The organism is Gemmatimonadota bacterium (genome assembly GCA_026702745.1).
GTDB lineage: Bacteria > JAAXHH01 > JAAXHH01 > JAAXHH01 > JAAXHH01 > JAAXHH01.
Genome location: JAPPBT010000050.1, coordinates 51605 through 65057 on the forward strand (window position 1 = coordinate 51605; position 13453 = coordinate 65057).

Sequence of the window (13453 nt, forward strand, 5' to 3'; positions counted from 1 at the left end):
GGTTCCCGACCGCTACCAGTCGTGTATCATATGACCCTGTCCGGGATAGAACAGGGCGTCCGCGATGAAGGACAGGACGATGCCCAGGGTGTAGCCTAGCAGCACGCCCAGGAAGAACCGCTGGCCCGTGCGGTAGGCGCCGGTCCCGACCTTCAGCAGGATGAACTTGACGAGCCAGGCGAGGAAAACGGACAGGATCGAGTCCCGTATATTGCTGGCGAAGCAGATGGCGAATCCTACCGGGGCGAGGGGCCACCAGACCAGCCAGTGCCTCAATTTCAGCAGGACCAGGAAGATCACCGCGCCCCCCGCCATGAACCAGGGCTCGTTCTGTCCCAGCGACAGCGGGTTCTTCATCCAGGTCACGATCTCGTCGTAGTAGTGCGTGTTGAGATTGGTGAACGCCCCTCCGCCGAAGTTGTACGCACCGATAGTGTATCCCGCCTGAATCGTATAGGAAACAGCCGTTACCATGCTGACCAGGAAGGTGGCGGAGAGCACAAGCAGCAGCCCCTTCTTCCGCGGCCAGAAACCGTCGGTTAGGCGGTCGGCCAGCACGACCGATCCCATCCCCAGTCCCCGCCAGTTCCGCGCGTAGGCGCTCGCCAGGCCCAATGACGTCAGGCTGGGTCCCGACACGTTCCCCGATCCCAGGGACAGCACCGTGATCTGGTGCGCGTTCACGGGCAGGTCGAGAAACACCACCCCTGTTTCGGCGATGACTTTCGTGGTACCGAAGTATAGCACGAACAAGAAAGCCAGGAAAACCGCCATTACCGGCAGGGACAGTCCGGACTGGTACAGCCAGGCGCAGATGAAGGCGGATCCCAGCAGCAACCCGATGACGGCCGTCCGGTAGGATACGAGTTCTTTCGAATCATCCAGTCCGGCGTTTCGTCCGATCGCTTTCCTGAAAACCCCCGCCAGGTGGCTGCGTGCGGACCACAGGGCGTAGCCCACGTAGACGAGGAACCCGCCGAAGAACTGGGCGTTGACGCCGCCGTCGCCGCCCGGTCCTCCGCCTTCGGTGTTAAGGCCGATGTAGTTCAGCGCGCCGATCTCGAAAAGCCCCAGCATGAAGAAGACCCAGATGCTCAGGAGGATGTCGACGTTGATGAAGTATCCGAAGCTGAGCATGTAGGGGCTGATGCGCAGGGGGATGGCAGGAAACATGGGGCTCAACTGGAGCGGCGTCTCGAAGAAGGTGCCCACGGGCAATTGCGGAACGACCAGGGCGAAGGAGAAGATGTTCCAGATGGCGATGGCCAGCGCGAGGCCGAATCCGATCTGGAAGAGGCGGTCGTAGACCAGCTTCGGCCAGCGGCCGACCGTCTGGTCCCCGGCGATGAGCTCCAGGGGGACCTGCACGAGGGGAAAGGTGAGCCGCTCGTAATCCACCCACTGTTTCCGGAATATGGTCGCCACGCAGGCGCCGACCACAAAAATGGCTACGAAAAAACTCATCCACCAGGCGACGGGTATGATCCAGGGCGACCACGGAATGGTTCCGCCCGGGGGCAGTCCCTCGTAGAACCACCCCATGGCGTTGTTCTGGTTGCTCGCCACGAGCCATCCCGGCAGATAGGGGTGGAACAGTTCCGCCCACTGGTTCTCGGGCTGGGCGAAATAAAAGGGCGTCGAAATGATGGTCAGGAAATACGAAACGAAGGCCTTGCCCGGTATGAGGCTCGAAATGAGCAGGATGCAGAAGATCAGCGCCAGCTCGCGGCCGGTGAAGGCGGCCTGCTGGGCAATACCCCGGACGACGGGATTGTATACGAAGACGACGAGCAGGAACAGGGCCAGGGCGGAGATGGGCAGGTGGGCCACCGACATGCGGGACGAGTGCAGGATATAAGTCCCGTAGGTCACCCAGATGTTGAGGACGATGGCCAGGACCAGCCCCGTGGCGAGGGACCGGGACGTGATTACGGAGTTTGGCGTTCCTGCCACACGACCTCCAGGGGATCGGGGATGGCGTAGGGCTTGACCCGCTGTTCGTGAAGCCACTCCGACAGACAGTGATCCATTCTGTGCAGGATCTCCGGCTCATCGCCGGCCAGGTTCCGCGTCTGGTACGGGTCGCTTACCATATCGTACAGGGCCACCGGGGCGAACTGGTATCCGAAGTCGTCGTAGGTCCTGATCATGAGGTGATCGGGTGTCCGCACCGCCCGCTGCAGCGTGTACAGGCCGTGACCCCAGACCAGGTAGTCGTGCAGGCGGCACTGTCCGGTGGCGAGTCCTTCCGCGAAGGACCGCCCGTCAAAGTATTCCGGTACTTCGCCGCCGACCAGGTCGATGAGCGTGGCGCTCAGGTCCACGTTATACAGCAGATCGTCGCAGGTGGATCCGGGCGGCGTAACCCCCGGCCATTTCAGGATCAGCGGGATGCGGTGTATGCATTCGTCGGCGCATACGTGGTCGCCGTAGATGCCGTGCTCCCCCATGGCCTCGCCGTGATCCGCCGAGATGATGACCGCCGTGTCGTCCAGGTCGCCCAGGTCACCCAGGGCGTCCAGCACTTGCTGAACGTGATGGTCGGTGTAGCGGATCTCCGCGTCGTACCCGGTCACCATGTGATTCAGGTCGTCCGTGTTCCGGATGGCGTCCGGCATGTTCGGCGTGGGACTCGGCCGATCCTCGGGAAAGAGGTGGGACGCGGTAAACCAGCCGTCGACATCCTGGTGGCCGCGTATCGCTTCCTCATCGGGCCAGTCCACCGCCGACGGATGTGCCGCCATGCGGTCGAACCCGTCGCGAGGTGCTTCGTAGACCCGGTGCGGGTCCCAGTAGTTGATGTACAGCAGGAAATCGTCCCGCTCGCCATTCGCGGCGATCCAGCGGAGCACGGCCTCGTTGACTTCGTCCGCCGTCTCCGATCCCGTCTTCAGGTTGGGCGAATGGAACTCCGACCAGCCCAGCCCGAACCAGGTCGCGCAGTGCCGCGTGGGGAAGTTGGAGAAACAGACGGTGTCATATCCGTGCTGGCGCAGTCTTCTCTGCACCAGCTGGTTCCGCTCGTCGGGTCCGCCGTACTGCTGCTCGATTATTTGAAGCTTCGATGCGGGTCCGCCGTGGGTCACCACGCCGTTGTTGATCCCGAAACGGCCGGTGATCCATCCGTGCCTCGACGGCATGCAGGGAGAGTCCGCGCAGTAGTACCGGTCGAAACGCATCCCCTGCGCGGCGATCTCGTCGATGGCGGGCGAGGTCGGCCGGCCATAGCCGTAGCAACCCAGGTGGTCGGGTCTCAGGCTGTCGATGTCGAAGAAGACGATGCGCAAGGAGGATTACCGGTATCCTGGGTAAGTGAGAACCGCTAGGCCGCGATGGCCTGGTCGATGATGACCTTCATCTTGTCTCCGTGCTTGTGGCGGCTGGCGGCTTCGATGAGGGCTTCGATGGGCAGAAACCCATTGTCCTGGAGCCAGTGGGCGATGGCGGCCAGGGCGGCGCCTTTCGATCCACCCGCCTTCCGGAAGTCCCGGGTCACCAGGTTGATTGGACCGTTCGGCCCGGACGCACCGATCGACCCGATGGTACCGTTCGGACCGGTCAGCTCCGCAAGCTCGGGACCCAGTTTCGAGTCCGCGATCACCAGGGTATGTTCGCCGATGCGGGACCGGACCTTGTCCAGTCCGTCCTGCGATATGACGATCATGATGTCGGGACAGTCGATCCCGGTGTAGTGAACCGGCTGCCGGGAGAGGATCACCTCCGCCACGGAGAACCCGGTGCCGATGGTGATGGGGTAGTCGCCCTTCTTGGTGGCGGAAAGGCCCGCGGTGATGCCCGCCGTGGAGAGCAGGTCCCCCGCGGACTGGATGGCCTCGCCGGCCGAACCCGCGACGATGATTTCCAGGCGGCCGTCGAGCGGCGCCTCGCAGGTGTGTTCGATCGGTTTCAACGCGTCCAGCAGGGACCGTCCCATCGCCTTGTGCGGCAGGCCGGCCGCGCGCGGGTTCCTCGTCACCACGCTTTCGTAGTCCGCCGTATCGTGGAGTTCCTGGACCTTCCGCATGCCGTACGCCGGGCACATTTCCACGATCTCGATAAGCGAGAATCCCGGCGTGGACAGGGCCTCCTTCCAGAGTTCGGCCGTATCCTTGCCGATAAACGTCCGTGCGGTATAGGCCGCGCCGGCGTTGTGGGCCAGCGCGCAGATGTCGTACCCCGGCACGGCAGTCTCGGGCCGGCCAGGCTCCTTGAACTCGGTGGAAGACAGCCCGCTGATCTGGCCGCCCGTCATGCCGTAGACCATGTTGTTCTGCACGACGAGGGTGAGGTCCAGGTTGTGCCGGGCCGCCTCGAGCAGGTGCTGCAGTCCGATCGTGGCGCCGCCGTCGCCCTGCAAGGCGATGATCTTCTTGTCCGGATGCTCGAGTCCCATGCGGATGCCCATGGCCAGGGCGACCGCCCGGCCGTGGAGTCCGTGAATCGTGTGGCAGGTAAGCAGCGGGTCTACGAGCCCCGTGCAGCCGATGTCGCTCACCACGATGACGTCGAGGGGGTGCACGCCCATGTCCGCCAGGGCCTTGCTCATGGACTTGTTGGCGACCGTATGACCACAGCCCGGACAGTAGGGCATTTTCAGGTCGTTCAGGATGGTTTCCTGCATTGCCTTACTCCTTCCGCGATCTCCTGCGGGGTGATCATGTGGCCGATTTTGTTCACGCCGTGTATCCGGTCGTGCTGCCGGTTTCCGTAGAGCAGTTCCCGCAACAGGCCGACGATGTTCTCCTCGACGACGACGACGTGCCGGTATGCCGAAAGCAGTTCGTATATGCGAGGAGGTACCGGCAGCAGCGTCTTCATGACCAGGAGCGATACGGATGCATCACCCGCACGTAGCAGGCCGACGGCCTCCCGGGCAGCCTCCGCCGAGATGCCGTAGGTCAGGATGACGGTATCGGCGTCTTTGTCCTGATCGTGTTCGAAGTAGGTGTATTCATCGACGCTCTGTTCGATCTTGTTCTTGAGCCGCTCGGTATTGCCCAGGGCCTCGGGACTGTTCTTCTGGGTGATGCCTTCCATGTCGTGCGTCGATGAGTTCAGCCGGACCTGGTGCAGGTCGTTGCCCAGGGGCAGAAAGGGCGGCGCCATGTTTCCATTAACCCCGTAGGTATTGTATTGCCCGTTCCCTTCGTGCATGTGGCGTTCCGCGCGCTCAACTTCCTTCAGGACGGAAATGTCCATGTTCTGGTTGGTCATGACCATTTCCTTCGAGGTCAGCAATACGACCGGGGTGCGGAGGTTCACTGCCGTGTGCACGCTGGCCGCGGCCATGTCCCAGCAGTCCTGCAGGTTCGAAGGGCAGAATACCGGTAATGAATACCCTCCGGAGATGCATCCCCGGAGCAGGAGCAGGTCTCCCTGGCCGCCCGTCGTGGCCGATCCGGTGCTCGGGCCCAGCCGCTGGGCGAGGATGATGACCATGGGCAGTTCCATCATGAAGGACATGTTGATCGATTCGATCATGAGGGCGAAGCCGGGAAAAGCGGAGGCCGTGACCGGGAACACGCCCGACGAGGAGAATCCGGCGGCCCATTGCAGCGCCGTGATCTCGTCCGGCGCTTCGAGGGCGATGGGGATTCGCTGCTTGGCGCCCGCGAAGAGCCAGTTGACGGGCGTGATGGGATACCCGATGTAGGCGCCTGCGCCGGCCCGGGCCATCGCCTCGATGATCAGCCTGGACCCGTCCAGGAAGACCATGCGTTCGTTAACGGTCGTCATGATGCGTGCGCTCCCGCTCATCTTGAATGGATTCCGCCACGATTTCGGCGATATCCCGGACCCGCATGGGTTCGCCGGCCCGCTTGTTGGCGTCGTTCATCATCCTGGCGCAGAAGGGACAGCCCACGGCCAGGGTGTCGGCCCCGGTTTCCCGGGCTTCCCGGAAGCGATGGTCGCTGACCGCTTCCCTGCCTTCCTCTTCTTCTTTCCAGACCTGTGCGCCGCCCGCGCCGCAGCAGAAAGACCGGTTCCTGCTCCGGGCCATTTCCACCAGGGAAGGCCGGGCTGCCGCCAGCGCCTGTCGGGGCGCTTCGTATTCACCGCCGTGGCGGCCCAGGTAACACGGATCGTGATAGGTGGTGCGCGTCTCCGCCTCGCCCTGAACCTTGAGCCTGCCGGTCTTCGCCAGTTCGCCGATGAGTTGCGTGTGGTGCATGACCTCGAAACGGCCGCCCAGTGCGCCGTACTCGTTTCCGAGGGTATGCAGGCAGTGGGGGCAACCCGTGACGATTTTCCTCCGGCCGGCCTGGTCGGCACCCGCGGCGTTCAAAGTCTCGATGTTCCCTTCGGCGGCTATACTGAAAAGATACTCGTTTCCGGCCCTTCGCGCCAGATCTCCCGTACAGGATTCGTCGTTTCCCAGCACGGCGAAGTTTACCCCCGCCCGATGCAGGACCTTAGCGATGGCTCGCGCCGTGTCCCGGGCGCCGGGATCGAAGGCGCCGGCGCAGCCGACCCAGAACAGGACGTCGTAGTCCCGATGTTCCGCGACGGTCGGCACCTTGAAGTCCAGGGATTCGGTCCATTCCATCCGGTCGCCCGCCATCTGCCAGGGATTGCCGTTCCGTTCGATCCCGGTGAAGGCGCCTTTCAGTTCGTTCGGAAACGCGCTCTCCATCAGCACCTGGTTCCGGCGCATGGCGAGGATGTCGAACATGGGTTCGTTGCCGACGGGACAGGCCTCCGTGCAGGCGCCGCAGGCCGTGCAGGCCCAGAGCGCGCTTTCGCTCATGGCGTAACCCAGCATCGGTTCGGTGTCATCCCCGCCCGCCGCCAGGGATTTCATGTGGTCTCGAAGGTGATACCGCTTGTTCACCTCCAGGGCCGCGGGAGACAGTTCCTTGCCCGTGGCATAGGCCGGGCAGGCGTCCTGGCACCGGTTGCACATGATGCAGGCGAAGGCGTCCGTGATATGGGTCCGGTCCAGGTCGGTGATCCGGCCCGCGCCGAACTGCTCGATAGTCTCGTCTTCGAAATCCAGGGCATCCAGCGCGCCCGGACTGGTCCGTTCAGGGGCGGTCATCAAGTTGAAGGGGCCCATGAACAGGTGGGCGTGTTTCGAAAAGGGAAACCAGGGCAGGAAGGCCAGCACCAGCCCGATGGCGATCCACCAACTGGCGTGCAGGCCGAAAGTCAGCACGGAAGGTTCCAGGCCCGTCCAGAAACCTGCTGCCAGCGCCGCGACCGGCTGCCAGGGGTCCGGTCCGTGTATGGCGATGTCGAAGGATGCGCCCACGAGCCGGAAGCCGACGTGGCCGAGGATGAAAAACCCAACGATCAGGGAATCCCGCCGGATGCCGCCGGCGGCCCGGTGGTGCAGCTTGACGTTGGGTGCCACGGCGAGATCCGCGGATTTCACGACGAACCGGCGGATGAGCAAGGCAGCCATGCCAACCACCGCCGCCAGGGTCATGAGATCGACGATCAGTCGATAGACTTGACCGGCGGTACCTTCCTCCAGAAAAACGAAGCCGGTTACCAGGCCTTCCAGCACGTCCACCAGGTTGACCGCCATGTAGAGGATGAAGCCCCACGCAATTCCGGTGTGCGCGAGGGAAACCAGCGGCCGGTTGCGGATCATGTTGTTCTGGCCGGCCAGGGCCTTGACTCCGGTCCACAGCCGGCCTGGAAGACCATCCCAGGCCAGGCGGCCCCGGCCCCGCATAATCGTCCCGGTCATGCGCCTGAAGGTGACGGACGCGAGGTACAGCGAGACGGCCGCAAGGAGGGCGAAGAGGATCTTTTCGTACGGAGAAAGCATCGGCGTCCCGCAATCCCGATGTGCCGCCGAAGGAAGACGCGATGCACGGTGTCCGGGCTATCGGCCCAGCCGTTTCTTCACTTCTTCCGCGATGGCGGGCAGGTAACTGAAGAGGTCGCCGGCGATGCCGTAGTGGGCGTACTTGTACAGCGGCACGTCGGCGTCTTTGTTGATGGCCACGATCACGCGGGCGTTCTTCATGCCCGCCAGGTGCTGTATCGCGCCGGAAATCCCGCAGGCGATGTACAGGTCGGGCTGTACCGTCTTTCCGGTCTGTCCGACCTGGTGGGCATAGGGTATCCACCCGGCATCCACCGCGGCCCGGCTGGCGCCGAGGGCGCCGCCCAGGGCGTCCGCCAGTTCGCGAACGGGCTGGAAACCCTCCGGTCCGCCCACGCCGCGGCCGCCCGATACGATGATGCTTGCTTCGGTCAGGCTGACGGTGCCGTCCGCGGTCTCCACGGACGCCACGCGGGTGGGGATCTTGTCCTCGGACAGCACGGCAGGCACCTCGATGATCTCCCCGGTCCGGGACGGATCGGGATCCGCCGGCTGGAAGATATTGCGCCGCACCGTGACGAAACGATGCCCGGTGCCCCTGAACGTCACGGTGGATACCAGGTTGCCGACCAGCGCGGGGCGTACGGCGACCAACCGGTCGCCTTCCACATGCAGGTCGGTGCAGTCCGGCGCCAGGCCCGCATCGGCGAGGGCGGCGACGTAGGCCGAAAGCTCCAGGCCGGCCGTACTCGCCCCCATCAGGACCTCGGACGGCGGTTCGTTCTCCAGGATCCGAGCCAGGAGCTTCGCGTAGGGCTCCACGCGGTAGCGGCCCAGTGAAGGATCATCGGCGGTGTACACGCGGTCCGCGCCGGCCTCGACAGCCTGTCGGGCGATCTCGCCGACACCGTCACCGAACACGGCGGCGGTCAGGGAACCGCCGAGTTCGCCGGCGACTTTGCCCGCGGCGGCCATCGCCTGCCATGCGATCGGGTCCGCCTGTCCGTCCACCTGTTCAATCCATACGAGTAAGCTGCTTGCCATCCGTTCGATTTTCCCGCCTAAATGACCTTTTCTTCCATCAACCGGTCTACCAGGGTCCTGGCCGCGTCTTCGGGGCCGCCATCGATCATTTCGATGTGCGCTTCCCGCACCGGAGGAAGGGCCGTCCGCCATTCGACCCCCGAGGCGCCGGAGCCCACGCCCGACGCATCGAGACCGAGGTCTTCGCAGCCCCATACGGGAATGCTGGCCCGTGCCGCCTTGCGTATGCCGATGAGGCTCGGATACCGGGGTTCGTTGATCTCCTTGACGACCGTGATCAGGGCCGGAAGCCGGCTGGTGACCGTCTCCCGCGCTTTCTCGAGCAACCTGACCGCCGAGATGGTTCCGTCCGACGGGTCCAGGCTCTTCAGTTCCGCCACGTAGGAGACGAGCGGTACGCCGAGCAGGGCCGCGACCTGTACGGCGGTCGCTGCCGTATTGCCGTCGATCGCCGCCCGGCCCCCGACGATGAGGTCGAAGGCACCGATTTTGCGGATGGCCGCGACCAGGATGCGCGCCGAAGCAAGGCTGTCGCTGTCCGCCATGGCCGGGTCCGATACCAGGACGGCTTCGTCCACGCCCATGGCCAGGGCGGTCTTCAACGCGTCGGAGGCTTCGGGAGGCCCCAGGCACAGCGCGGTCACTTTTCCGCCGTGCTCCTCCCGGGCCTGAATGGCCGTTTCCAGCGTGTACTCGTCCCATGGGTTGACGATACGGGGTCCGCCGTCGGCGGACAGCTTGAGGCCGTCCACGGAGCCGGACAACTGCGCCGTATCTGGCGTCTGCTTCACCAGGGCGATAATGTTCAAGTGATCGTTACCTCGCTATGTACCTTTTCTTGCCGGTGTGGCCGCACGCGGTCAGTGGTCGCCGTGACCGTGCGCGGTCAGTGGTCGACGTGGCCGCATATGGTCAGTTTTGCCAGTAATCCGGATCGTAGGCGGGCATCTCGCACCGGAGCGGTCGGTCCGTCCGGTTGCCGAACTCGTAGTCCGCCTGCATGAGCTGGTGGATCTGCGACGTGCCTTCGTAGATGACCGCACTCTTGCTGTTGCGCAGGTGACGTTCCACGTCGTACTCGTCGGAGTATCCATAGGCACCGTGGACCTGTACCGCGTCGCTGGCCGTGGAGAAGGCCGATTCCGTGCAGTACCACTTGGCCATGCTCGTCTCCCGGGTGTTCCGCATGCCACGGTTCTTGAGCCATCCGACCTTGCGCACCGCCAGTTCACCCAGGTCGATGCGCTGCTTCATCTGGGCGATGAGCTGCTTTACGAGTTGATGGTCGCCGATCGGCTGGCCGAAGGTCCGGCGCTGCCGGGCGTACGACACGGACGCTTCCAGGCAGTATTTCATCAGGCCGACGGCGCCCGACGCGACGGTATAGCGGGCGTTGTCGAGACAGGACATGGCGATCTTGAATCCTTCGCCCTCTTCGCCCAGCCGGTGGGACGCGGGCACGGGGACCTCGTCCATGTTGATCCAGCCCGTGTTGCTGGCCCGCACCCCCATCTTGCCCTTGATCGTGCCGGTGGTCAGTCCTTCCCACCCCCGTTCGAGCAGGAAGGCGGTGATGCCTCGCGTGCCTTCCTCCTGGTTCGTCTTGGCGAAAACGAGAAAGCGGTCCGCCACGTCGGACAGCGTGATCCACATCTTCTCGCCGCTGACCAGGTAGGTGTCGCCTTCCTTCCGGGCCCGGCTGCCCATGGCGGCCACGTCCGAGCCCGCGCCCGGTTCGGTCAGTCCGAAACATGCGATATGCTCGCCGGTGGCCAGGGGCGGCAGGAACCGTTCCTTCTGTTCTTCCGTGCCCCATTGGAAGATGGGCAGGGCGTGCAGGCCCAGGTGGACCGCGATCGTCTCCCGTACGGAAGAGTCGGCCCACTCCAGACCTTCCGACAGCAGGCCGAGGGATATGAAGTCCATGCCGGCTCCATCGTAGCGAACCGGGAGGCAGATGCCCATGAATCCCTGGGCTGCCATCTTCGGCAGCAGGTCGTGAGGGAATGTGCCGTTGCGGTCGTGTTCCCTGATGGACGGCAGGATCTCGTTGCGGGCGAAGTCGTACACCATCCGCTCGACCATCCTGTGTTCTTCGCTCAGCTCGAATTCCATATTAACCCTGGTTTTCGGCCGCCACCCCGGCCGCTTTGCTGAAGTCTCTGCCGGGTGTCGACGCCGGGCAAGTCACCGGGATCTCCCGCATGACTTCGAGGAACCGGTCCACGTCACGGTCCGTATTGTAGAAATGGGTGGACACGCGGGCCCTTCCCACGCCGCCGTAAGCCCCGAAAATCAACACGTTCTGCGCTTCGAGGGCGTGAGTCACCGCATTGACGTCCGCCGCGGTGAAGCAGACGTTGCCTGCCCTTTCCGCTTCCGCCCGGGGCGTGATGACCTCCCAGCCCAGGTCCGACAGGCCGTCCCACACGCGGGTGCTCAGGTGAAGCACGTGCTCCTCGATGCGGTCGATCCCGATGCCGAGCAGGCAGTCCAGGGCGTTGTCCAGGATGTACACCCCGATCCAGGTTTCATTGCCCGGGGTGAACCGGCTGGCATCCTTCCGGGGGATGTATGCGGATGGATCCTTCCAGTCGGGGAGATAGGCCGGTGTATGCCACCCCACGAAAGGCGGGTTCAGCTCGGGTACGCGCTGGCGGTTCCAGTAAAATATGCCGACCCCGTGTACGGCCATGAGCCACTTGTAGCAGCTGGACACGACGAAGTCCGCGTACTGCGCTTCCACCGGAACGGCACCCGCGGAATGAGTGACGTCGAGACAAAGCAGGGCGTTCTTGCGGTGCACGATTTCGGCAAGTTCGGGCAGCGGCAGGCGTTGGCCGGTGAAATAGCTGACATGGCTGACATTGACCACCCTGGTGTTTTCATCTATCGCTTTATCAAGGTTTTCCAACTCCGTGCGCCAGTTAGCGTTTTCTACGATCCGAAGCTCAACGCCGCGGTCCTTCAACAGGGTCCACGGCAATACGTCCGAAGGGAACTCCACGTCGGCGACCACCACGTTGTCGCCGGGCTTCCAGTCGAGTGCGTAGACCAGCAGGTTGATGGCCTCGGAGGTCGAGGTCAGGAAGGCAATGTCATCGGCCGGGACGCCGAACAGCCGCCCGACTTTTTCTTTGCATCCGGTGGACACCACTTCGAGGCGCCTGCGTCCTTCCTCTCCCAGGAGCTTGTCTTCAAAGAACCGGTTGACGGCGTCGCCATGGGTCTTCAGCATGGGCGATTCGCCGCCGGTGCACAGATGGGTTATGCCCTGGGTTCCAATGAACTCGGAAGGATCAATCAGCATGGGTGTCTCCCGTTGAAATTACTGTGGCTTCAGTCGGTCGCGAACTCGACTGCCAAGATATCCGCCGGCACTGTTTTTGTACAGGGAATTCGGGAGGTCGTTACCGTGCGTTACCTCCGGCGTTGAAATTGATGTAAAACGATCTATATTGTCTAAAACCCCGGGCGTCGGCCGCACACTGGCAGAACGCCCGGTACAACTGCTGGAGGGCCCGTTTTGGTATACGATTTCCACACCCATTTCTACACCTCCGCCTACCTCGACGAGATCGAAGGGGGAGGATACCAGGCAACGCTGATCAGGGACGCCGACGGCCATCGCCTGCTGAAGCTTGACGGCGATTACAGCATGATCTCTCCGGGCCATTTCGATGCGGACTACGTGATCGAACATATGGACCGGCACGGCGTGGACCGGCAGCTGCTCAGCTTTTCGATTCCCGGACTGCACGTCGAGGAACCGGATGCCGGCCTCCGACTCGCCCGGATCGTGAACGAGGCCCTGGCCAAGACTGTGGCCCGCCATCCCGGCCGGCTGTCCGCCCTGGCGGTCCTTCCACTGCAGGACCCGGCCGCTTCGGCGGCGGAACTGCGCCTCGCCGCGGAGTCACTGAACCTGCGGGGCGGCATGCTGTTCTCGAATATCAACGGCCTGTCGCTGGGCGCCCCGGAGTTTCAGGAACTTTACGCGACGGCCTCTTCCCTGGACCTGCCGCTCTTCGTACATCCCACCACGCCCCATGCCCATGACCTTTACGCGGCGTACAGGCTCACGCCCATGGCCGGGTTTCCTTTCGACACGTCGGTGGCCGCCCTGCACCTGGTATTCAGCGGGACCATGGCGGCTCACCCAGGCCTAAAGGTCGTGCTGGGGAACCTGGGCGGCACCGTCCCGTTCCTCGCGGGCCGGATCGACCAGGCCTACCGTTCCTACCCCGAGGCTCGCGAGCAACTGGATCGGCCGCCATCTGAGTACCTGAAGGACATGTACTACGAATCCGCGGGGATGCCGGACAGCGGCGCACTTCGCCTGGCCATCGATTTCGCCGGGATCGACCGGGTGATGTTCGGTTCCGACTTCCCCCAGCAGATCGCCGACGTCGACCTGGGGCTGCGGACTATCGATGAATTGGAGCTGGATGAAGCGGACCGGCAGCGCATCGTCGGCCGGAACGCGGCAGGACTTTTGAAGGAATAGCGCTATTCACTGGTAAAATTGGTTTGTCGTACTTTAATTAAACCAACACACTACATCAGGCAGGCAGGAACCGCGGGTTGGCGGATACGTACGGGATATACTTGCCAGGTTAGACCGGGCCATTC

At 63.6% G+C, this 13453-nt stretch carries 10 protein-coding genes; 1 reads left to right on the plus strand and 9 read right to left on the minus strand.

From position 1 onward, the window contains the following. Positions 1–12 precede the first annotated feature (12 nt). The 9 genes from OXH56_07700 to OXH56_07740 all read right to left on the minus strand — a co-directional run bounded on the left by OXH56_07700 (position 13) and on the right by OXH56_07740 (position 12131). A complete protein-coding gene (locus OXH56_07700) occupies positions 13–1953 on the minus strand; it encodes a hypothetical protein (protein MCY3555190.1) in 1941 nt (646 codons plus the stop codon). Next, the gene (locus OXH56_07705; GenBank protein ID MCY3555191.1) at positions 1929–3287 is read right to left on the minus strand and encodes a sulfatase; all 1359 of its coding nucleotides are present in this window, start codon (positions 3285–3287) and stop codon (positions 1929–1931) included. The genes OXH56_07700 and OXH56_07705 overlap by 25 nt, the downstream gene beginning before the upstream one ends. A gap of 35 nt (positions 3288–3322) precedes the next feature. Beyond that, positions 3323–4621, minus strand: a complete 1299-nt coding sequence (locus tag OXH56_07710) for a thiamine pyrophosphate-dependent enzyme (GenBank protein MCY3555192.1) — start codon at positions 4619–4621, stop codon at positions 3323–3325. Further along, positions 4603–5736 (minus strand): hypothetical protein, encoded by a 1134-nt coding sequence (locus OXH56_07715; protein MCY3555193.1) that lies wholly within the window; start codon positions 5734–5736, stop codon positions 4603–4605. The genes OXH56_07710 and OXH56_07715 overlap by 19 nt, the downstream gene beginning before the upstream one ends. Further along, positions 5723–7777 (minus strand): (Fe-S)-binding protein, encoded by a 2055-nt coding sequence (locus OXH56_07720; GenBank protein ID MCY3555194.1) that lies wholly within the window; start codon positions 7775–7777, stop codon positions 5723–5725. Before OXH56_07720 ends, OXH56_07715 begins: the two co-directional genes overlap by 14 nt. 57 nt (positions 7778–7834) lie before the next feature. Continuing rightward, entirely contained in the window at positions 7835–8821 is a 987-nt protein-coding gene (locus tag OXH56_07725; protein ID MCY3555195.1) for an electron transfer flavoprotein subunit alpha/FixB family protein, read from the minus strand. 17 nt (positions 8822–8838) lie between these two features. Continuing rightward, complete coding sequence (locus tag OXH56_07730) at positions 8839–9630, minus strand: electron transfer flavoprotein subunit beta/FixA family protein (protein MCY3555196.1); 792 nt, start codon at positions 9628–9630, stop codon at positions 8839–8841. A 103-nt stretch (positions 9631–9733) separates the two neighbouring features. After that, entirely contained in the window at positions 9734–10936 is a 1203-nt protein-coding gene (locus tag OXH56_07735) for an acyl-CoA dehydrogenase family protein (GenBank protein ID MCY3555197.1), read from the minus strand. A gap of 1 nt (position 10937) precedes the next feature. After that, the gene (locus OXH56_07740; protein MCY3555198.1) at positions 10938–12131 is read right to left on the minus strand and encodes an aminotransferase class V-fold PLP-dependent enzyme; all 1194 of its coding nucleotides are present in this window, start codon (positions 12129–12131) and stop codon (positions 10938–10940) included. Positions 12132–12347: 216 nt separating this feature from the next. Between OXH56_07740 and OXH56_07745 the strand changes: the two genes are divergently transcribed. After that, positions 12348–13328, plus strand: coding sequence for an amidohydrolase family protein (locus OXH56_07745; GenBank protein MCY3555199.1), 981 nt, complete (start codon positions 12348–12350; stop codon positions 13326–13328). Positions 13329–13453: the final 125 nt, after the last annotated feature.

Bases quoted from the DNA above. Each gene is read 5' to 3' on its own strand.
- OXH56_07735 (MCY3555197.1), bottom strand. From the start codon at position 10,936: ATGGAATTCGAGCTGAGCGAAGAACACAGGATGGTCGAGCGGATGGTG.
- OXH56_07740 (MCY3555198.1), bottom strand. From the start codon at position 12,131: ATGCTGATTGATCCTTCCGAGTTCATTGGAACCCAGGGCATAACCCAT.
- OXH56_07710 (MCY3555192.1), bottom strand. From the start codon at position 4,621: ATGCAGGAAACCATCCTGAACGACCTGAAAATGCCCTACTGTCCGGGC.
- OXH56_07725 (MCY3555195.1), bottom strand. From the start codon at position 8,821: ATGGCAAGCAGCTTACTCGTATGGATTGAACAGGTGGACGGACAGGCG.
- OXH56_07715 (MCY3555193.1), bottom strand. From the start codon at position 5,736: ATGACGACCGTTAACGAACGCATGGTCTTCCTGGACGGGTCCAGGCTG.
- OXH56_07720 (MCY3555194.1), bottom strand. From the start codon at position 7,777: ATGCTTTCTCCGTACGAAAAGATCCTCTTCGCCCTCCTTGCGGCCGTC.